This is a genomic window from Bradyrhizobium sp. AUGA SZCCT0431, assembly GCF_018131065.1.
GTDB lineage: Bacteria > Pseudomonadota > Alphaproteobacteria > Rhizobiales > Xanthobacteraceae > Bradyrhizobium.
Genome location: NZ_JAFCLR010000028.1, coordinates 1 through 20100 on the forward strand (window position 1 = coordinate 1; position 20100 = coordinate 20100).

21 protein-coding genes are annotated in these 20100 nt (G+C 63.5%); 8 read left to right on the top strand and 13 right to left on the bottom strand.

Annotated elements, in window-relative coordinates; translation table 11 throughout:
* Positions 1-506: 506 nt before the first annotated feature.
* Positions 507-1058 (top strand): carboxymuconolactone decarboxylase family protein, encoded by a 552-nt coding sequence (locus JQ567_RS24790; protein ID WP_212441231.1) that lies wholly within the window; start codon positions 507-509, stop codon positions 1056-1058.
* Between the two features lie 8 nt (positions 1059-1066).
* Positions 1067-2458, top strand: a complete 1392-nt coding sequence (locus tag JQ567_RS24795; RefSeq protein WP_212441232.1) for an amidase — start codon at positions 1067-1069, stop codon at positions 2456-2458.
* A 41-nt stretch (positions 2459-2499) separates the two neighbouring features.
* Here the strand turns inward: JQ567_RS24795 and JQ567_RS24800 are convergent, their stop codons facing one another.
* The 4 genes from JQ567_RS24800 to JQ567_RS24815 form a co-directional block, all read right to left on the bottom strand.
* Entirely contained in the window at positions 2500-3480 is a 981-nt protein-coding gene (locus tag JQ567_RS24800) for a thioredoxin family protein (RefSeq protein ID WP_212441233.1), read from the bottom strand.
* Between the two features lie 2 nt (positions 3481-3482).
* A complete protein-coding gene (locus JQ567_RS24805) occupies positions 3483-4184 on the bottom strand; it encodes a cytochrome c biogenesis CcdA family protein (RefSeq protein ID WP_212441234.1) in 702 nt (233 codons plus the stop codon).
* Between the two features lie 30 nt (positions 4185-4214).
* The gene (locus JQ567_RS24810) at positions 4215-4631 is read right to left on the bottom strand and encodes a cupin domain-containing protein (protein ID WP_212441235.1); all 417 of its coding nucleotides are present in this window, start codon (positions 4629-4631) and stop codon (positions 4215-4217) included.
* 84 nt (positions 4632-4715) lie between these two features.
* The gene (locus JQ567_RS24815; protein ID WP_212441236.1) at positions 4716-5375 is read right to left on the bottom strand and encodes a VOC family protein; all 660 of its coding nucleotides are present in this window, start codon (positions 5373-5375) and stop codon (positions 4716-4718) included.
* A gap of 369 nt (positions 5376-5744) precedes the next feature.
* On the opposite strand from JQ567_RS24815, the gene JQ567_RS24820 reads away from it, so the two are divergent.
* On the top strand, positions 5745-6341 hold the full coding sequence (locus JQ567_RS24820; protein WP_212441237.1) for a YdeI family protein: 597 nt from the start codon (positions 5745-5747) through the stop codon (positions 6339-6341).
* 59 nt (positions 6342-6400) lie between these two features.
* Here JQ567_RS24820 and gcvA read toward each other — a convergent pair whose 3' ends face one another.
* Positions 6401-7324 (bottom strand): transcriptional regulator GcvA, encoded by a 924-nt coding sequence (gene gcvA, locus JQ567_RS24825; RefSeq protein WP_249165695.1) that lies wholly within the window; start codon positions 7322-7324, stop codon positions 6401-6403.
* Positions 7325-7459: 135 nt separating this feature from the next.
* On the opposite strand from gcvA, the gene JQ567_RS24830 reads away from it, so the two are divergent.
* Positions 7460-7855: a RidA family protein gene (locus JQ567_RS24830; RefSeq protein ID WP_212441238.1), complete on the top strand. Its 396-nt coding sequence runs from the start codon at positions 7460-7462 to the stop codon at positions 7853-7855.
* Between the two features lies 1 nt (position 7856).
* On the top strand, positions 7857-9044 hold the full coding sequence (locus JQ567_RS24835) for an NADH:flavin oxidoreductase (protein WP_212441239.1): 1188 nt from the start codon (positions 7857-7859) through the stop codon (positions 9042-9044).
* Between the two features lie 75 nt (positions 9045-9119).
* Here JQ567_RS24835 and JQ567_RS24840 read toward each other — a convergent pair whose 3' ends face one another.
* Genes JQ567_RS24840 through JQ567_RS24850 form a run of 3 tightly spaced genes read right to left on the bottom strand, consistent with a single transcriptional unit; the run spans position 9120 to position 12094 of the window.
* Positions 9120-10619 carry a tripartite tricarboxylate transporter permease gene (locus tag JQ567_RS24840; RefSeq protein ID WP_212441240.1) on the bottom strand — a complete coding sequence of 500 codons (1500 nt, stop codon included), beginning with the start codon at positions 10617-10619 and terminating at the stop codon, positions 9120-9122.
* 1 nt (position 10620) lies between these two features.
* Positions 10621-11079: a tripartite tricarboxylate transporter TctB family protein gene (locus tag JQ567_RS24845; protein ID WP_192739635.1), complete on the bottom strand. Its 459-nt coding sequence runs from the start codon at positions 11077-11079 to the stop codon at positions 10621-10623.
* 31 nt (positions 11080-11110) lie between these two features.
* Positions 11111-12094, bottom strand: a complete 984-nt coding sequence (locus tag JQ567_RS24850) for a tripartite tricarboxylate transporter substrate binding protein (RefSeq protein WP_212441241.1) — start codon at positions 12092-12094, stop codon at positions 11111-11113.
* 206 nt (positions 12095-12300) lie between these two features.
* Here JQ567_RS24850 and JQ567_RS24855 point away from each other — a divergent pair, with 206 nt between their 5' ends.
* The 3 genes from JQ567_RS24855 (at position 12301) to JQ567_RS24865 (ending at position 15472) form a co-directional block, all read left to right on the top strand.
* On the top strand, positions 12301-13191 hold the full coding sequence (locus JQ567_RS24855; protein WP_212441242.1) for a LysR substrate-binding domain-containing protein: 891 nt from the start codon (positions 12301-12303) through the stop codon (positions 13189-13191).
* A 95-nt stretch (positions 13192-13286) separates the two neighbouring features.
* Complete coding sequence (kdgD, locus tag JQ567_RS24860; RefSeq protein WP_212441243.1) at positions 13287-14237, top strand: 5-dehydro-4-deoxyglucarate dehydratase; 951 nt, start codon at positions 13287-13289, stop codon at positions 14235-14237.
* Positions 14238-14314: 77 nt separating this feature from the next.
* Positions 14315-15472, top strand: a complete 1158-nt coding sequence (locus JQ567_RS24865; RefSeq protein ID WP_212441244.1) for a substrate-binding protein — start codon at positions 14315-14317, stop codon at positions 15470-15472.
* Positions 15473-15515: 43 nt separating this feature from the next.
* On the opposite strand, the gene JQ567_RS24870 is transcribed toward JQ567_RS24865, so the two are convergent.
* The 5 genes from JQ567_RS24870 to JQ567_RS24890 form a co-directional block, all read right to left on the bottom strand.
* On the bottom strand, positions 15516-16808 hold the full coding sequence (locus tag JQ567_RS24870; RefSeq protein WP_212441245.1) for a TRAP transporter large permease: 1293 nt from the start codon (positions 16806-16808) through the stop codon (positions 15516-15518).
* A gap of 1 nt (position 16809) precedes the next feature.
* The gene (locus JQ567_RS24875; RefSeq protein WP_212441246.1) at positions 16810-17310 is read right to left on the bottom strand and encodes a TRAP transporter small permease; all 501 of its coding nucleotides are present in this window, start codon (positions 17308-17310) and stop codon (positions 16810-16812) included.
* 95 nt (positions 17311-17405) lie between these two features.
* Complete coding sequence (locus JQ567_RS24880; protein ID WP_212441247.1) at positions 17406-18401, bottom strand: TRAP transporter substrate-binding protein; 996 nt, start codon at positions 18399-18401, stop codon at positions 17406-17408.
* A gap of 84 nt (positions 18402-18485) precedes the next feature.
* Positions 18486-19844 (bottom strand): NAD(P)H-dependent oxidoreductase, encoded by a 1359-nt coding sequence (locus JQ567_RS24885; protein WP_212441248.1) that lies wholly within the window; start codon positions 19842-19844, stop codon positions 18486-18488.
* A complete protein-coding gene (locus JQ567_RS24890; RefSeq protein WP_212441249.1) occupies positions 19841-19978 on the bottom strand; it encodes a hypothetical protein in 138 nt (45 codons plus the stop codon). The genes JQ567_RS24885 and JQ567_RS24890 overlap by 4 nt, the downstream gene beginning before the upstream one ends.
* Positions 19979-20100: the final 122 nt, after the last annotated feature.

The following is a 20100-nucleotide window of genomic DNA, read 5'->3' on the forward strand; positions in this document are numbered from 1 at the left end:
AGATCGCGTTATAAGCCGTAAAGCAATTGCGCAGGGAAGGCTGGGTGTTCTCCGCTGCCCTGTATGCTCGTGTGCACACTTTTCTGTGCAAACCGCACACGAGACCGCGGGTGCAGCGCGCACCCGGTCTTCCCTGCGCCCTCTTGATGAGAGGGCGGGAAGTTACTTGCAAAGCTCGGGCGCGATGCGTCGCGAGAATGCGAAGTCATGTTTGGGTCTCGGTGCAACAACAAATACGCTGTCGTCCCGGCCTTGAGCTCAGATGCGCAATTGCGCATCGGGGGACCCATAACCACAGGAAGAAGTTTTGCGAACGGTCTCTGTTATCGGGGCTTCATCGAGAGATCACGCGGTATGGGTCCCGGCATTCGCCGGGACGACGCATGGTGGAGTCCTGTTTGACAATACCCGCCCCGGACAGATCTGCTATTCCAGGCAAGCCGCGCCAAAGATTCCTGTCTGTGGCAACATCACTGCAATTCCCATCCTCGATTAAGGATAAGCCGATGTCACGCGTGTCGATCAAGACCAAAGACGATCTCCCGGCCGAGTTGCAGCCGCTGTGGGACAAGATGACGACCTATGGCGCGTTCGAGAACCAGGCGGGCGTGATGGCGCACCGGCCGCCGATCTTCAAGCACACCTGGTCGCTGCTGGTTGATCTCGCCGAGAGCGGCACCTTGTCGAAGCGCCATCTGGAGATCGCGCTGGTGGCGGTGTCCTTGTTGAACAAGTGCGACTATTGCGTATCGCACCACGCGCCGAAACTGGCGATCCAGGGCGTATCGGAAGCGGGCGCCGAACGGCTGCTCGACTACAAGGACCATCCGGAACTCGATGTCGTCGACAAGCTCGTGGTCGAATATTCCGTTGCGGTCAACAATAACTGGAGCAAGACCCGCGACGAAATCTTCACCCGCCTTCGCGAACATTTCTCCGAAGCCCAGATTGTCGAACTGACCTGGCGCATCTCGCTGTGTGGCGCGTTCAACCGCTTCACCGATATCCTGCAATGCGATATCGAGCCGAGCGTCCCCGCGCGTGAAGCGGCCGAGTAACCCGCGCGATGTCTGACGATTTGAACTGGCTTTCCGGCCGCGAGATGACCCGGCGCTTCGCCAAGGGCGACCTGTCGCCGGTCGATGTATTGGAAGCGACGCTGGCGCGACTGCACGCGGTCAATCCGGCTCTCAATGCGACCTGCCTGCTGGATGAGCCGCAGGGGAGGCGATTAGCTGCGGAGTCGGCGGAACGCTGGCGTCGCGGTGAGCCAATGGGGCCGCTCGACGGCGTGCCCGTCGCGATCAAGGACACCGGACATGTCAAGGGTTGGCCGATGCGCATCGGCTCGCACTCGACGGCAACGGCGCCGAGCACGGAGGATACGCCGGGCGTCGCGCGCCTGCGTGAGGCCGGCGCGGTGTTCTTCTGCAAGACAACGACTCCGGAATTCGGCTGGAAGGGGATTACGCACGGCCCGCTGACCGGCATCACCCGTAACCCCTGGGACACTTCCCGCACGCCCGGCGGCTCCAGCGGCGGCTCGGCCGCCTTGGTCGCGGCGGGCGTCGTGCCGCTGGCCACCGGCGGCGATGGTGGCGGCTCGATCCGCATCCCCGCAGCGTTCAGCGGCGTGTTCGGATTGAAGGCGAGCTATGGCGTGGTCCCGAATCTGCTGGGGCCGATGGGCACGCTCGCGGTCTATGGCGGCCTGTCGCGCGATGTCGGAGACAGCGCGCTGCTGCTGAACGTGCTGGCGCGGCCGGATGTGCGGGATTCCTTCGCGATTCCCTATCGCGGCATCGACTATCTCGAGGGCCTTGAGCAGGGCGTGGCGGGAATGCGCATCGCCTGGTCGCCCGATCTCGGCTTCCCGGTCGCCGATCCCGCCGTGGTGGCCGGTATGCAGCCGGCCATCGACGCGCTGGTGAAGGCCGGCGCCGACGTGCAGCCCGTTGAACTGGATATCTCCGGCGCTCAGCCTGCGCTGGAAGTGATCTGGGGCGCATCGCACGCCGCTGTGGTGCGGGATTTCGACGGCGCGCAGCTGGCGGCGCTCGATCCGGGCCTGCTGAGGCTGGTCATCGCCGCCCAGGATATTTCGGCGAGCGAATTGCAGGCGGCCTATGCCGACATGCGCACGCTCAGCCAGCAGATGCATCATTTTCATCAGGAATACGATCTGCTGCTGACGCCGACCATTCCAATCACCGCCTTCGCGGCCGGCGTCGACACGCCGGATCCGGCACGCTTTCCGCAATGGTTCGATTGGACGCCGTTGACGTGGCCGTTCAATCTCACGCGCCAGCCCGCGGCCTCGGTGCCCTGCGGGTTTGTCGAGGGCTTGCCGATCGGCCTGCAGATCGTGGGGCCGATGTTCAGCGAGGAGAAAATCCTCCGCGCCAGCCGATGCGTCGAGCAGGCTTGCGCCAGCGGCGCGCGGCCAAATCTTGTCTAAGAAGCCTTGTCTAAGAAGCCTTTTCAATCAAGCCTTGGCGATCAACCGAACGTAAAGCTGTAAGCGCTCAGGCCGGCCTTGGGCACTTTCAGGCGCAACACATGCTCGCCACTGCTGCCGCTGTAGAGGGGATAAAGCCGGCTTCCATCGATGGTGACCGGCGGTTGCGGCCTGCCGTCCACGGTGACGGAAACCGCTTGCGGCAACGCGCTGCCAGCGACCAGATTGACCTTGGGCGCGTTGAAGCGGACCACGATCTCGGTCCCGTCTGCCGAGGCGGTGGCGCTGTCGCCAACGAGCTTCCAACCGCCACCGAGCGCGAAGCGACCTTGCGGCACGCTGTCCGGCAGCGCGTAGGATCGCTCTCCAGCTGCGGCATCCTGCGAGGCCACGATGGCGCCGTCGTTCTTCTCCGACCCGAGATAGAGTTCAGGCGTTTCGATGCCGGCGAGATCCGGATCGCTGGCCTGCGCCGCCGGTGTGGCTTCGCCGACGAGGCGGGCGATCGTGTTCTCCATCTGCTGGTAGCCGCCTTCGCCGAACTGCGTCGCGACGATGGTGCCGGACCTGTCGATCACATATCCGGCCGGCCAATACTGATTACCGAAGGCGCGCCAGGTGCGGTACTGATTGTCCTGAGCAACCGGGTATTTGATACCGAAGCGCTTGATGGCGGTCTCGACATTCGCCGTCTCCCTCTCGAAGGCGAATTCAGGCGTATGTACGCCGACCACGACGAAACCCTTGTCCTTGTAGGTGTCGTACCACTTCGTCACATAGGGCAGGGTGCGCACGCAGTTGATGCATGAATAGGTCCAGAACTGCACCAGTACGACCTTGCCGCGCAGGCTTTCCAGCGTCAGCGGCGGAGAGTTCAGCCAGGCCGAAATCCCGGCAAATTCCGGCGCGGTGCGGCGCTCGCTCGATGTGGTTTGCTCGCCGCGGGTCAGCGACGGGCTGAACTGCACGACGACGAGGAAGCCGACGATCAGAAGCACAACGAGGGTGAGGAGCTTGCGCATGGTCATAGTCCTGTTTGGTGGTTCGGGTAGAAGTCCGAGAGCCACACCGTGATGATGGTGTCGTATTGCGTGTAGAACGCGAACGCGACGAGCAGTACTGCCGCGCCGAAGCTGCGCTGCAGGGCAGGCGTGTAGGGCGTGAGCCTGCGCATCTGGGTGGTGGCGTATTGCCCGCCATAAGCGATCAGCAATATCGGGAGGGCCGCGCCGGTTGCGTAGGTGACGAGCAGCACGCCGGCGCGTGCGAGGTCTTCGGACGTTGCGATCAGCGTGAGTATGGAGCCGAGCACCGGCCCGGCGCAGGGCGTCCACAACACGCCGAGCGAGAGGCCGAGAACGAGGCCGCCGAAATTGCCCGGTCCGGCGGCCCGCACGGCGCCATCCGCGTGCGAGAGCAGGCCGCTCAACCGCGCCACGAGCCATTCGTAGGGTCGCGGCCAGAGCATCAGCACGCCAAAGCCGCCGAGCAGCACGATGGAAATCTTCCGCAAGCTGTCATGCGACAGCCCCAACACCGTTGGGAACGCGCTGAACAGCAGCGCGAAGCCGGAGAAGGCGATGACGAAACCGCCCACGATGAACAGTGGCCGCAACCGGCCTTGCTGGCCGATCGACGTGCCGAGCAGGATCGGAAGCAGCGGCAGGATGCACGGCGCCGCCACCGTCAGCAGTCCTGCCGCGAGGGCGAGGGCTATGTCGATCATCGCAGTATTCCTCGTGGGAAGCCGTCGCCGTCACTTCTTCAACGTCAGAAGCGGCTTGCCCTTTTCGACGATGTAGGTGGCGAGCTCGCTGCCGGTGACGCTGCCGACATTTTTGGCCGCGTGAACGGTACCGGCCGGAATGAACAGAACATCGCCCGCCTTGAGCGTGAGCGGTGGCTTGCCCTCGACCTCGTATTCGAGCGTGCCCTCCAGCACATTGACGATCTCTTCGCCGGGATGGCTATGCCTGCCGAACGCCGCACCCGGCGCGAAATCGACGCGCACCTGGACGACCTCGCGTCCGGGGATGCTGAGATCATGCCGCTGCAGATCGGTTCGCTTGATGCCGGACGGCTGCGCCTGCGCCGCAGGCAGCGCCAAAACGCTTGCCGCCATCAACGCGGCCGTTGTCGCAATTCGTATCGTCTTCAACAGATGGTTGCTCATATCGATTCTCCATGGGTTCAAGAATTTCGCAGTCCCTCGTGGACCGGGCCGAGACCCGGCCGGTCCGCGTGGGTTAGAAGCGGCTCACAGCGGCAGCGGCTCGCCGGCCTGTTCCTTGGCGATGTACTCGGCGTACCAGTCCGGCCAGTTCACATCGTGCTGGCCGCCGTTCCGCTTCTCATGCTCGCCATGGGCTGCCGCGGCGCGGCGAAGGGCGCTGGCGATTTCGGCCGACGACGAGAACGTCGTGTCGCCTTCGACGCGTCCGGGGGCGCGGGCGGTGACTTCCTGGAACAGCCAGCCATTGCCGTCAGGATCGCTAAAGGAAGCATAGGATTGGTAGGTGCGACGCTCCGGATCCGGGCCGCTGGCGCGATCGCGTCCGAGCAGGAAGGGTTCATGTTTGCCGGTGAACACGCCGTCGGCGGCGTGGAACACTTCGCTCACGTCGACGCCGCGACCCTGCAGTTCCTTGCGCGCGGCTTCGATGTCGGAGACCACCAGGTAAAGTCCCTTTGCGGAGCCGGGGGACGCCGCGGTGACGTTCTTGCCGAAGATGACAGAAGCGTCGGAGCCGGGCGGGGTGAACTGGATAACGCGATAGTCCTTGCCGTCGGCGAAGTCGGCATCGAGCCGCCAACCGAGGCTGCCGTAGAACGCCTTGGCGCGATCGACGTCGGAAACCGGGATGACGACGACCTCGAGCTTCATGGCGGTCGTCGCGGTCTTGCTTGCATTGGTCATGGTCCTTCTCCCTTTGTGAGTTAGATCGGATGCGATCTATTTGCGTACGCGGTATAAAGGCCCGAAAGCATCGGAAGTCAATGTGTCCGATTTAATCGTATGCGATATATTATTCACGTGTTCGTGTCCGGCAGACGGGGGCGCTGGCCACTTGTGAAGGACGGGCCCGGGCCGATTCCCCAGACAATTCAAAGGGAAGCTTCGCGACATTCGGGAGCCCTCTGGGAGACGCATAAGCTCGTCACTGCACGGCCAGTGCTGCCTTGGGGGTAAGGCCGGCCGCGCGCTGCAGCGCTCCTGAAGCCCGGCGGATGCGCGCGGTGATAGAAGCGTTCAACTACGAATGATTCTGCGATCAAAGGTCTGCTGGTGGCACCCGTTAAAATCAATCCCGACAAGGTCCGCGAATTCAAGGACGCCGAAAGTTTTTACAAGTGGCTCAGTAAACACCACGACAAGGAAGATGAAATCTGGATCAAGATCCACAAGGTGGATTCAGGATTCAAATCGATTACGCCGAAGCAGGCCATCGACGTCGTGCTGTGCTGGGGTTGGATCGATGGCCAGCGCAAGGGTTTCGACGACAAGAGCTACATGCAGCGCTACTCGCCGCGCACGAGGAAAAGTATCTGGAGCCAGATCAACGTCGATAATGTCGCAAGGCTGATCGATGAAGGCCGAATGACCGATCCTGGGTTAAGAGAAGTGGACGCGGCCAAGTCCGACGGGCGCTGGGCGCGCGCCTATAACAGCAAGGACATGAAGATCCCCGACGATCTGCAAGCCGCGATCGATGCCGAGCCCAGGGCGAAGGCCATGCTGGCGAAACTCAGCGCGCAGAACCGCTTCGCGCTGGCGTTTCGGACTCACAACATGAAAACCGAAGCCGGACGGAAGAAGAAGGTCGAAACGTTCGTCGCGATGCTCAAGCGCGGCGAGACGATCTACCCGCAAGGCAAGAAATGAGGCCTGGTAGAAAGTGGGCGGTAGGACTGAGCGCATGATCACCGCGCGACGAAGAATGATCACTCTGTCGACCGGACGCCATCAATCTCGGCTCGAAGCCAATCCGTGGCGGCCGTAATTACATGGCTCATCGGCCGGTCTGCGACCGTCAACATGTGGTAGGTCAGGCCCTCGACGACGGGTCCAAAGGGTTGGATGAGCCGGCCGGCCACAAGCTCATCCTCCACGAGGCTCAAGCTGAGCAACGCCACTCCCTGGCCGGCCACGGCGGCCTGGATGGCATGGCTTTCGTCTGAAAATCTCAGCTGGGATCTGGGATCGTTCGCAGTCACGCCTGCTGCTCTAAACCAACCCGCCCAGGTCGGATTGGCCGGATCGGGACGGTGCCATTCGAAGTGGATGAGGGGCACGCGGTCCAGATCGTCGGGGGTGCGGACGCCCAGATGGGGATTCACGACGGGTGCGAACCGATCGGTAAACATCGCTTCGGCACGAAGTCCCGGATAAGGGCCCCGACCGTAGCGGATCGCGACGTCGATGGCATTGCTCCCAAGGTCAACGGCCGCGTCCGAGGCATGTAGGTGCAGGTCAATGTCCGGATGAAGCGCCTGAAATCTCGTAACCTTGGGCACGAGCCACTTCGCCGTGAAGGCGGTGGTTGCGGTGATCGTCACGGTGGGTCGGCGTTTTGTTTTGCGCAGGCGGTCCAGCGCTGCAGCGAATGAGTCAAAGCCTTCGCGCAGCACGGGATAAAGCAGCTGCCCGGCCTCGGTCAGGATGACCTGACGTGTTCGGCGCTCAAACAGGACGAGCCCGGTATGATCCTCGAGCGACCGGATTTGGTGGCTTATCGCCGTTGGCGTGACAGCCAGGTCGATGGCGGCCTGCTTGAAGCTGCCGCAGCGCGCAGCTGCCTCGAAGGCGCGAAGGGCGGAAAGTGGTGGTAACTGACGCATTGGATCATATAGATGAAATTTACTCATCTAATGCCTGATGATTTCGAATTTGTCGAGTGCCAATAAATTCCCATATCTCTGCCAAGATGTCGCATCCAATGCATGCAGTTGAGATGAATTGGTCTCAGCTATGTGGCCGCGATTCAACAAATGGAGAAGTTCATGTTGCAGCGTGTGATCACCCAACCCGACCCCTACGAGCCCTATCTTCTGTCGCAAGGAATTAGGGTTGGCGAACTGCTCTTTATCTCCGGCCAGGCTGGTTACGCCGACGATGGCAAGATCGTTCAAGGCGGGTTCCGCGCTCAGGGCGAGCAGGCTTTCGCCAATTTGCGCCGTGCGCTCGAGGCGGGCGGATCAAGCCTGCAGAACGTCATCAAGGTGACGATCTTCCTCACCGGGATGACCCACTTCAAGGAGGTCGTCGACCTTCGCCGCACGTTCTTCAGCGCTCCTTATCCCGCCGACTCCATCGTCGAAGTCAAAGCGCTCTACACGCCGGAAGCCATGATCGAGATCGAAGCGATCGCTGCGGTCGCGACGGCGGGAAGGCCGTGACATGGCGCCTGATGAAGTAGAGAACCGACTTGAGCAGTCCGCAATCGAGCGCCTTTTCGTCCCTCTGCAGGTTGGCAGCCTCACACTGGCAAATCGGCTTGCCGTCGCGCCGATGACCCGCGTCAGCGCCGATCAGCATGGGCGCGCGACGCGGAGCATGGCGGACTACTATCGCTCGTTCGCCGAGGGCGGTTTCGGCATGATCGTGACCGAGGGTATCTACACCGACAAGGCGTTCTCGCAAGGCTATCTGTATCAGCCCGGCCTGACCGACGCCGCTCAAGTCGACGGCTGGCGTGCCGTTGTGGACGGCGTACATCAGGCGGGCGGGCGGATCATTGCGCAGCTCATGCACGCGGGCGCGCTCTCGCAGGGCAACCCATATCGTTCGCAGACCGCCGGACCCTCGGCCATTCGGCCGAGGGGAGAGCAACTGGCGTTCTACCGCGGCAGTGGTGCGTACCCCATGCCGGTCGCGATGACCGAGGCAGAGATCGCGGAGGCCGTCGAAGGCTTTGCGCGGGCAGCCCTGTTCGCGAAGGATGCAGGGTTCGACGGCGTCGAGGTGCATGGCGCGAATGGCTACTTGCTCGACCAGTTCCTGACCGAACACGTTAATCTGCGCGCGGATAAATATGGAGGCGATATCGCCCGTCGAATTCAGCTAACCGTCGAGGTGGTTCGCGCAGTCCGGTCTGCGGTCGGCGGCAAGTTCGTCGTCAGCGTCCGCATCTCGCAGGGGAAGGTCAACGACGTCCTCAATAAATGGTCAGGGCATGAGGACGATGCCGCGATCATATTCGCTACGCTCGGCCGCCTGCCGCTCGACTATCTCCACACAACGGAGTTCGAGGCGTGGCGTCCTGCCTTCGGTGAAACCGGCGCAAGCCTTTCAGCGCTTGCGAAACGACATGCGCGGCTTCCGGTTCTGGCCAATGGATCGCTTCACGACCCGAAGCGTGCGGCCGAACTCCTGGCGAACGGTCAGGCAGACTTCGTCTCGCTTGGGCGGGGCGCTCTGGCACATGCGGACTGGCCGGCACGGGCGCGGGCGGCAAACCCCATGGCGGAGTTCGATCGTGCGCTGCTATCGCCCATCGCTGATCTGGCTAACGCGGAACGGTGGCGAACGGCCAGACAGGAGCAGGACGTCCCGAGCGGCGACCTCGCATCGGGAGAGGCCGCATAATAGCAGGTCCGTCATCACGATGATCGGGACCTTCTCGGCCTCGCTAGGCTTGCCGTCTCTTTCCGAACGCCGTGGTCACTCCGCCAGCGCCTCCCGGCGGCTGCGCCGGATTGCCGGGAACACCATCAGCAGGAACAAGAACGCGACCAGGGCGAGCAGCGTGGCGCTGATCGGGCGGCGCAGGAAGACCGAGAAATCGCCGTCCGCCAGCAGCATCGCGCGCCGGAAATTTTCCTCAAGCTGCGGGCCGAGCACGAGCCCGAGCAGCAGCGGCGCGGGCTCGACGCCGACCTTGATGAAGAAGTAGCCGATCACCGCGCAGCCGAGCATCAGCCAGACATTGAACAGATTGTTGGCGATGCCGAAGGTGCCGATGCAGCAGAACAGCACGATGGCCGGGAACAGCAGGCGATAGGGAATTTTGAGCATCGAGACCCATACGCCGATCAGGGGCAGGTTGATCACGAGCAGCATCAGATTGCCGACCCACATGCTGGCGATGACGCCCCAGACCAGCTGGGGTTGCTCGCGCATGATCTGCGGCCCGGGCTGGATGCCTTGCATCATCAGCGCGCCAATCATCAGCGCCATCAGGGCATTGGCGGGGATGCCGAGCGTCAATAGCGGGATGAAGCTGGTCTGCGCGCCGGCATTGTTGGCAGCCTCGGGCCCCGCGACGCCTTCGATCGCGCCCTTGCCGAAGCGGGAAGGATCGCGGGCGAGCTTTTTCTCCAGCGCATACGAAGAGAACGGTGGCAGCGCCGCCCCGCCGCCCGGCAACACGCCGAGCACGGAACCGAGCAGCGTGCCGCGGACCATCGCCGGGAAGGCGGCGCGAAGATCGGCCCGGCTCGGGATCAGACTGCGGATCGACTGGCTGACGACGCGCATCGTCGCCGGGCGCTCGAGGTTGGCGATGATCTCGCCGAGACCGAACAACCCCATCGCGACCGGCACGAAGTCAAGTCCGTCGGAGATCTCGGGGATGCCGAAGGTCATGCGCGGCGCGCCTGAATTGACATCGATGCCGACGAGGCCGAGCAGGATGCCGAGCAGCACCATCGCGAGCGACTTGGCGACGGAGCCGTGCGCGAGCACGACGGCCGCGATCAAACCGAGGACGAGCAGGCTGAAATATTCGACCGCAGTGAATTTCAGCGCCAGCGCCGCCAGCGGCAGGCTGAGTACGGCGATGACGACTGTAGCTACCGTGCCGGCAAAGAACGACGAGATCGCGGCGATGGCGAGCGCCGTCCCGGCCTTGCCCTGTTTGGCCATCTCGTGGCCGTCGAGGCAGGTGACGACCGAAGACGTTTCGCCGGGCACGTTGACGAGGATGGCCGTGGTCGAGCCGCCATATTGCGCGCCGTAGAAGATGCCGGCCAGCATGATCATGGCGGATGGTGGCGACAGGCCGAAGGTGAACGGCAGCAGCAGCGCGACCGCCGGGATCGGCCCGATGCCGGGCAGCACGCCGATCGCGGTGCCGATGACGACGCCGATCAGGCAGAACAGCAAATTGTTCAGCTGCAGGGCGGTCGACAGCCCCATCAGCAAATTGTCGAAGAGCTCCATGTCAGAACCATGCTCCAGGCCAGATCGGCACCGGCAAGGCCAGCGCCTTGACGAAGAGCAGCACCGCGGCCGCCGAGAGCCCCAGCGCGAACAGCAGGGTTTCGATCGGCCGCGCTTCCCGCGTCGCAAGGCTTGCGATCAGGATTGCGGCAAAGGACGACAGCGCAAGGCCGAAGCGCGTGGCTGTCAGTGCGAACACCGCAACGGATGCCGTGATCGCGAGCAGGGGCTGCAGCCGGACCGGCGCGATCCCGACAAAGGGGCGGCGGATGCCGCGGACGCTGAACCAGAGCCCGAAACCCAGCAGCATGATGGCGATGGCGCGCGGCATGTAGCCCGGCCCCATGTCGGCGGCATTGCCGCCCGACAAGGTGCGCGTCGCCGCCAGCGCGATTGCAGCGACAGCGATCAGGAACAGCCCGAAGAGCAGGTCCTGCCAATCCGTTCGGCGGGCGTTCATCGCAAGCCTCGCATCGCACCTATCGATCGCGTCATTCGCCCTTGATGCCGGCTTCGCGAATGATGTCGCCCCAGCGCTTTGTTGAATCCTTCAACCAGGCCGCCATCGCATCCGTGGTGCCGGCGCGGACTTCGCCGCCCTGTTCGGCGATCTTGGCCTTGATCTCGGGTGTCTCCAGTATCTTGCCGATCTCGGCATTGAGTCGGGCAATCACCGCCGGCGGCGTACCGCTGGCCACGACGATGCCTTGCCAGGTGCCGAACTCACCGCCAGGCAGCTTGGCCTCCTTGAAGGTCGGCACGTCAGGCGCGGAGGGGACGCGGTTCTCGCCGGTGACCGCGAGACCGATCAACTGCTTGTTGTTCACGAAGGGAAGGGTGGCCGACGCGCCATTGATGAGGGCGCCGCTTTCGCCGGCGACGACGGCGCGGGTGGCCGCAGCACCGCCCTTGTAGGGCACATGCTTGAACTGGATGCCGAGTTCCTTCTGCATCACCACGGCGGTGATGTGATTGGCGCCGCCGACGCCGGAATTGGCGACGGCGAGTTTGCCGGGATTGGCCTTGGCATAGGCAACCAGTTCCGCCGCCGTCTTGACCGGGATCGATTCATGCACGGCCAGCACATAGGGGCCGAACATCACCATCGTGACCGGCGCGAGGTCCTTTTCGAGACTATAGGTCAGGTTCGAAAACAGGCTGGGCGCCGTCGTGAGCGAACCGAGATCCGTCAGCAGCAAGGTCGTGCCGTCAGGCGTCGCCTTGGCGACGGTGTCGGCGCCGAGATTGCCGGACGCGCCGGGCTTGTTCTCGATCACCACGCTCTGGCCGATCGCCGCCGACAGTTTCGGGCTGATCAGCCGCGCCAAAATGTCGGAGGTTCCGCCGGGCGCGAACGGCACGATGATGCGCACCGGCCGGTCGATGTTTTGGGCGGAAGCGGCGCCCGGCAGTTGGCTGAACAGGATAGCTGCTGCGGCGGCGAGGGCGGCGCGGCGCCCGAAACGTGGAAGCATGGTTTTTCCTCCGGTCGAATTCGCGCAAGCGCTCTGCGGCGTCGCGCATCGCGGTCTTTGGCCGCGCTGATGGCACGATAGGCGATGACCGATCCAATAGCGAACCAGAATGAGGATGGTCCGATACCAATTTTGGATCAAATGGCAGGGATGAGCTAGGCTAGCGAGCTGGGAGCCGGTATGCGCCAAAGAATAAAGGGAGTGGGATGTTCGAACTGAGTCAGGTGCGCTGCTTCGTGGCCGTGGCGGAGGAACTGCATTTCGGCCGCGCCGCTGCCCGGCTGAACATGACGCAACCACCGCTGAGCCGGCAGATCCAGATTCTCGAACGGATCCTGGGTGTAAAGCTGCTTCAGCGCGGCAATCGCCTGGTCCGGCTGACACCGGCCGGGCAAAGCTTCCTGACTGAGGCGCGGCTGATCCTGAAGCTGACGGAGAGCGCGGCTCTGTTGGCAAGGCGCGTGGCGGAAGGCAAGGCCGGCTCGGTCAATATCGGCTTCACCGCTGCATCTTCCTATAGTTATGTCCCGGAGCTGGTCGCGGCCTGCCGCCAGCAATTGCCGGATGTCGAACTGATCCTCAAGGAAATGGTCAGCGGCGACCAGCTCAAGCGTCTCGGTGCCGGCGAAATTGATATCGGCCTGTTGCGGCCGCCGATCCCGCGCACCGGCCTGCAGTTTTTTCGGGTCAAGGCCGAACGGATGATCGCGGCGGTGCCGGCCGGGCACAAGCTCGCCGGGGCGACGACGATTGATCTTTCGGACCTCGCGGCCGAACCGTTCATCACCTACGCACCGTATGAGGCCCGTTACTTCCATGATCTGCTGGTGGAGCTTTTCTCGCGCGCAGCATTGGCGCCGGTCTATGTCCAGCACCTCGCGCAGATCCATTCGATCCTGGCCATCGTGCAAGCCGGTGTCGGCGTCGCCCTGGTGCCGGAGGCCGCCGAGAAACTGCAGTTCAGGGGTGTCGCGCTGCGACCGCTGGCGGACGACCAGCAGCGGGCGGCCGAACTCTACTTCGTCTGGCGGGACGACAACGACAATCCGCTGTTGCCGGTGATCGCGGCGATCGCCCGCGATCTTGCCGGCGCCTGAACCATCCAATCAATGGATCATTCGATCCAGCAATTGGTCTGCGGCGGCATCAGTCCCGGTCTACTCCTGAGGTCTTCACAGCAAGGACCGCAGCGATGAGCAGAATGACCCCGAAGGAAATGGCACTGACGATCGGCAACGGGCTGCTGTCGTTCCCCGTCACGCCGTTTGACACAGCCAACAAATTCGACGCGGCGCGCTATCGCTCCAATCTCGACTGGCTGTGCAGCTATGAGGTGGCCGGTCTGTTCGCGGCCGGCGGCACCGGCGAATTCTTCTCGCTGACGCCGGCGGAAGTCGTCGACGTCGTTACAACCGCGGTGCAGCAGACCGCCGGTCGCGTACCGGTGCTCGCCGGCATCGGTTATGGCACGGCGATGGCGACCGAACTCGCTGGCGCCGTCGAGCGTGCCGGCGCCGACGGCATCCTGCTGCTGCCGCCCTATCTGGTGTTCTCCGAGCAGGCGGGGCTGGCTGATCATGTCGAGGCGGTGTGCAAGGCCACCGGCCTTGGCGTCATCGTCTACAACCGCGACAACGCCATCCTCACCGAGGACACGATCGCAAGACTTTGCGAACGCTGCCCGAACCTCGTCGGGTTCAAGGACGGCGTCGGCGACATCGAACAGATGACGCGCATTCATCTGCGGATGGGCGACCGGCTGACCTATGTCGGTGGATTGCCCACGGCCGAGACCTTCGCGTTGCCGTACCTCGAAATGGGCGTCACCACCTATTCCTCCGCCGTGTTCAATTTCGTGCCTGACTTCTCGACCAAATTCTACGCGGCCGTGCGGCAGCGCGACCGTGAAACCGTCCAGGCGGGTTTGCGCGATTTCATCATGCCGCTGCTCGCGATCCGCAACCGCAAGCGCGGGTATGCGGTCTCGATGATCAAGGCCGGGATGAAAGTGATCGGCCGCGATTCCGGCCCGGTGCGCTCGCCGCTGACCGACCTGACGTCGGGAGAAGTCGAGGAACTTTCGGCGCTGGTAAGCCGGTTGAAAGCAAGCGAATTCACGCGCCGGTCGCTCGCCGCCGCCTGAAGTCCGCGCGGCTGCACGGCCGACGAATCCCTAGTAGGCTCGCCCGCAACCGATTCTCGGTCGCGGAGGGGACGCGAATGACGTTGCGGTCGATCAAACGCATGGCGCTCGCGCTGCTGGTATGTGGCGTAGGCCTCAGCAGCGCCGATGCCGCCGAGCCGATCCGCGTCGGCGCGGTGCTGCCGTTTTCCGGCGGCGTCGAGCTTTACGGCCAGCAGGCCAGGCTCGGGCTCGACCTCGCGGCCAGGGAAATCAACGCCGCGGGCGGCATTCTCGGCAGACCCGTAGAAGTGATTTACGCCGACGACAAAACGAGGCCGGCCTCCGCCGAGGCCGCGATGCGCAAGTTAATCGAGACCGATGGCGTTGTGGCGGTGGTCGGCCCCATCACCTCGGCCAATCTGAATGCGAACGTGCCAATCGCCGAGAGCCTGAAGACGCCGCTGCTCTACGCCACCAATTTTGAAGGCGGCAAATGCAGCCGTTATGTTTTCTCGTTCTCGACGGTGCCCAACCAGGACATGGGCCAATTGCTGCCCTACATGAACCAGGCCTTCGGCAATACCTACTTTTTGCTGGGCGCCGACCGGGTCTGGCCGCACCAGATGTTCGATATTGCAAAGCCGCTGATTGAGCAGCTCGGCGGCAAGGTCGTCGGCACGCAATATACGCTGGGCACCGAAACGGATTTCACCCCGCTGATCGCGCAGGTGGCGGTGGCCAAGCCGAAGGTTTTGCTGTTCGCGCTGAAAGGCGATGGCATCGATTTCATCCGGCAGGCCGACGACAAGGGATTGTTCAAGGAGACGACGGTCGCATTCCTCGGATTGTCCGAAATCGATCTCGGCATTTTCCGCGGCAAGGGCCAGAACATGTACACGGCGGTGCCGTCGGTTGCGACCAGCGACGATCCCGCCATCAAGGCCTTCGTCGCCAAGGTCCGCGCTGAGGGCGGCGCGGACGTTCTGGTGTCGAACTACGTCATGACCCACTACAACACGCTGATCGCGCTCAAGGCGGCGATCGAGAAGGCCGGCAAGGTCGACAAGGAGGCCCTCATCGACGCGCTGGCGGGGCTCGTCTTTCCATCGCCGACCGGGCCGGTGACGATCGACCAGAACCACTACGCGACGATGAATATGTTCATCGCCAGGACGCAGGGGAGCGATCTCGTTACCGTCCGCGCGCTGGGCCAGATCGCGCCGCAGCCGGGATGCAAACTGGCGGATCGCTGATGCGGAGGCACGCCATCAAACACCTCCAAAGGCTCCGCCGCGTCTACTGGCCGTAACCCACAAGCAGTCTCGGCAGCCACAATACCGTCGCGGGAAACAGCGAGATGATGATCAGCACCGCGACCCCGGCGCCCAGGAAGGGGCCGAGTTCACGGCTCTCCTCTTCCAGCTTCACGCCGGCGAAGTTGGCGCAGATGTAGAGCAGGATACCGACCGGTGGCGTGATCAGCCCGAGGCAGAGGTTGAATACCATCACCAGCCCGAAATGGACGAGGTCGATGCCGACGGCCTGGACCACCGGCACCAGCACCGGGATCAGGATGAACATCGCCGGCAGCGGCTCCATGAAGATGCCGATGATGAGCAGGAAGACGTTGATCATCATCAGGATGATCGTCGGGTCCGAGGAGAGGGAGCCGATCCAGATCGCGAGTGCGCGCGGGGTGCCCGAGACCGCGAGCAGCCAGCCGAAACCCGATGACAGCGCGATGATGAACATCACCAGCGCGGTGTCGAGAGCGGTCTGGATCAGGATCGGCCAGATCGTCCTGAGGCTGAGCTCCCGATAGACGAAGAAGCCGATGAAGGCGGCGTAGACCACGGCGATGGTGGCGCTTTCGGTGACCGTGACGATGCCGCCGGTGACGCCGATCAGGATGATCACCGGCATCATGAGCGCCCAGCTTGCCGGCAGGAACAGCCGGGGAATCTGCCGGATCGGCACCGCTTCCGAGACGGGGTAGTTGCGCTTCACCGAAATCCAGTAGGCCGCGACCATCAGCGACAGCGCAAGCAGGATGCCCGGCACGATGCCGCCGAGGAACAGCGCGATGATGGAGACGCCCTTTCCAGCTGACAGTCCGTAGATGACCAGCGGGATCGAGGGCGGGATAATCGGCCCGTTGACGCAGGCCGACGCCATCAGCGCCGCGGCGAAGCCGCCGCCATAGCCCTGTTTCTTCATCGCCGGGATCAGCACCTTGCCGAGCGCCGACGCGTCAGCCGCCGCCGAGCCCGACAGGCCGGAGAAGATCATCGCCGCGGTCACCGAGGTCAGCGCCAGACCGCCGCGGAACCGGCCGACCATGGCGTTGGCGAGGCTGATGATCTGGTGGGTGATGCCGCCGCCATTCATCAGGTTTCCGGCCAGGATGAAGAAGGGGATCGCGAGCAGCGCGTAGGAATCGGCGCCGACCAGCGTGCGCTGCGCCAGGATCGACATCGGCAGCGAGCCATGGGTCAAGATCGCGCCGATGGTGGCGAGCCCCATCGCGAAGGCAATCGGCACGGACAGGGCGAGCAGCAGGAAGAAGCCGCCAATCAGAACGGTGCTCATATCAGAAATCCCCCGCGAAGCCGTCAGGCTGACGCTTGGAGGGATCGACGATCTTCTCGATGAAGTAGAGCATCATCATCGCGCAGGAGACCGGCGCCGAGAAATAGAAGAAGGCCGGAGTGATATCGAGCGCGCCATAGGTGTTGGGCAGGACGTCGATCGAGAGTTTCAGGCTGTAGACGAACAGCACGATGATGAAGGTCAGGTTGGCGAGTTCGATCACCCAGAACATCACCTGCTGGGCGCGTCCCTTGAGCATGCCGATGAACATGTCGACGCCGATATGCAGCTTTTGCCGGTAGAGCACGGCCGCGCCGATGAAAGTGATCCAGATGAACAGGATGTTGGAGACCTGCTCGACCCAGGCAATCGGTGCGTTGATGACATAGCGCCACCACACGGCGGCGAGCGTGATCAGCACGATCGCCGCGACGCAGAGTCCGAGCGCGAACTTGGCGATCTCGGTGATGACGTCCGATAGCTTGCCGATGAGCGCCTTCATGCGGGATGCTCCGCTGTCAAACAACAATTGCCCGCGCTTACGCGCCGCCTCGGCCGTGGACCGAAGCGTGCGCGTCCGCAGCAAGTCTGAACGCGTCAGGCGATCTGGCCGATGCGGTCGGCCCATTTCTTGCCGGCCGGAAACTCGGTGGTCAGGCTCTTCACGGTCGCGGTGAAGGCCGCCTTGTCGACCTCGGAGATCACGATCTTCTTGGCCTTGATCAGTTCCAGGATGCGAACGTCGTCGCCGATCACCTTCGGCCGCATCTCGGCTTCCATGTCGCGCGCGGCCTGATCGACCGCCTGACGCAGCTCCGGGCTCAGTTTCTGGTAGGCCTGTTCGCTCATGAGGACGCAGTTGTCCTGCATCATGTGCTCGGTCAGCGACAGATGGGTGTTGGCGTCGAAGATGCCCGAATTGTAAGTCAGGCCCATCGGGTTCTCCTGGCCGTCGATCACGCTCGACTTCAGGGCCTGGAAGACCTCGGGGAAGGGGAGCGGAGTAGGCGAAGCGCCGAACAGCTCGAAGGTCCGGCGCCAGAGCGCGGTTTCCGGCACGCGGATTTTGAGCCCCTTCATGTCGGCTGGCACCTTCACCACCCGGTTGCAGGAGAGCATGCGCGGCATGCGCGGGATGGCGCCGAGCGGCCGCAGCTTCGCGCTCTTGGCGATGTCATCCTGGTATTCGGCGCGCATGGTGTCCCAGACACGATCCTTATGCGCGACGTCCTTGAACAAATAAGGATGGGTCCAGACCTCGGCGGGGCGGTACCAGCCGGCGACCACACCCTGGCCCGGCGTGGCGATCTGGATCGCGCCCTGGAGGACGGCCTCGACATGCTCGCGTTCGCCGCCGAGTGCGCCGCCATGGTGGCCGGTGATTTCGATCTGGCCCTTGCTCAGTTCGGCGACGCGCTTGTTGAAGAAATCGAGGCTGACGCCGATGAAATCCTGCTGCGAGGCTGCGCTGGCGCCGATCCAGCTGAGCTTCTGGGCCCTGAGCACGCCCGGCATGCCGATCAGCGCCGCGCCGGTCGCGAGCCCGCCGAGCATGGCGCGGCGGGATAGATAGCTTCGTCCCTTGGTCGTCATGGTTAGTCCTCCTCGGTTGTGGTTCGGCCCGTTGTTCGGGCTCTGTGGCGATGGCGGGGCGCGATGGCCCCGTCATGAAGTCGGTCAGGCGACGCGGATGTTGGGGCGCGCGAAGGCGGCCTCCATCTCGCGCCGGACTTTTACGGCGAGATTGGCGGGATCGTACGCAACATCGCTCCATTTCAGGCGCTGGCCTTCGGCGATGTCGGTCTTGAGCTTGACGTTGTGGGCAAGTCCGAGCGGCAGATAGCCTTCATCGAGCGAGGCCGAGGCGGGCGTCTGCTTGCCCCAGACGCAGAAGCCGCCTTCGCCGTCGAGCATCTCGCCGGCCTTGAGCGCGCGCTTGGCGGTGGCGACGACATCCGAGTTGAACATGATCGGCGCGCCCGTCGGCTCCTTGCGCAGGGCGGCGGAGGCGACCGAGATGCCGAGCTCCAGCCCGATCATGTGGATCGGCCGGTACAGACAGGAATATTTGCCGGTCTTGTCCGGCAGCATGCTGTACTCGCGGAAGCACTCCTCGCTATAGGCGCTGTCGCTCTCGAAGACGACATAGGTCCCCATGACGAGGCTGTTGGCGACATCGGTGCCGTCGCGATAGACGGAAGACGTGACCTCGGTAACGCCACTGCGCTCCAGAACGCCGCCGTCCGATTTCGGCTTGCATATCTCGGCATGTTCGAAACGTGTCGCCGGCGGGAAGGAGAGGCCGTCGGCCTGCGCATGAAGGCCGGTCGCGTTGCAGACGGCGGTCATCTCGATGCCCGACTTGGTGCCGTCGACGAAGCTGTTGAACATCTTCGGATTGATCGAGTTGCGATCCTTGATCTTCATGTACTTGTCGAGGATGTCCCAGACCGTGTCGGGGGTCGACTGGTGGTAGGTCGGGTGGTAGCGCGTGCCCTTGCCGGCCGACACCACCTTGAAGCCTGCCGCGCGCGCCCAATCGACATGGTCGGCGATCAGCGCCGGCTGGTCGCCCCAGGCGAGCGAATAGACCACGCCGGCCGCGCTCGCCTTTCGCGCCAGGATCGGGCCGGCGACGGCGTCGGCTTCGACATTGACCATGATGATGTGTTTGCCGTGCTCGATCGCTTTCAGCGCAAAACGGATGCCGGCGCCGGGATCGCCCGTCGCTTCGATGACGACCTCGACTCCGGGATGGGTGACCAGCTTGTCGCCATCGTCGGTGATATGCGTCGCGCCATTTTTGAGCGCGTCCTCGATCGAGGCGGCCGCATATTGCTCCTGCGGCCAGCAGGCGAGCTGCAACTGCGAGCGGGCGCGCGCGGTGTTGAGATCGGCGACGCCGACGATGTGCATGCCGTCGGTGTTGCGGGCCTGCGAGAGGAACATCGTTCCGAATTTTCCGGCGCCGATGATGGCGACCGTGACCGGCCGTCCGGCCGCCTTCCGTTCCAGGAGCATGCGATGCAGGTTCATGTGGTCGCGCCTTTCGCCTTCGGCCGATCGATGATCGGGCCAGCCTCATCCGGTGAGGAATCGACGAACGGAAAAGTGGTTTCCGCGCCGCGTACCAGGCGGCGTACAGCGATCACCAGGGGCTTGCGCCGCATGCCGATCTTCGCCCCCACTATGGCGGGTGACGTCTCTTCCCGATCGCTAGCAGCTTCTTTTGATGAGCTGCATTCCTCATTTATGCGTGCTAGCATGAGCAAATGGGGCAGCAAAAGCGAAT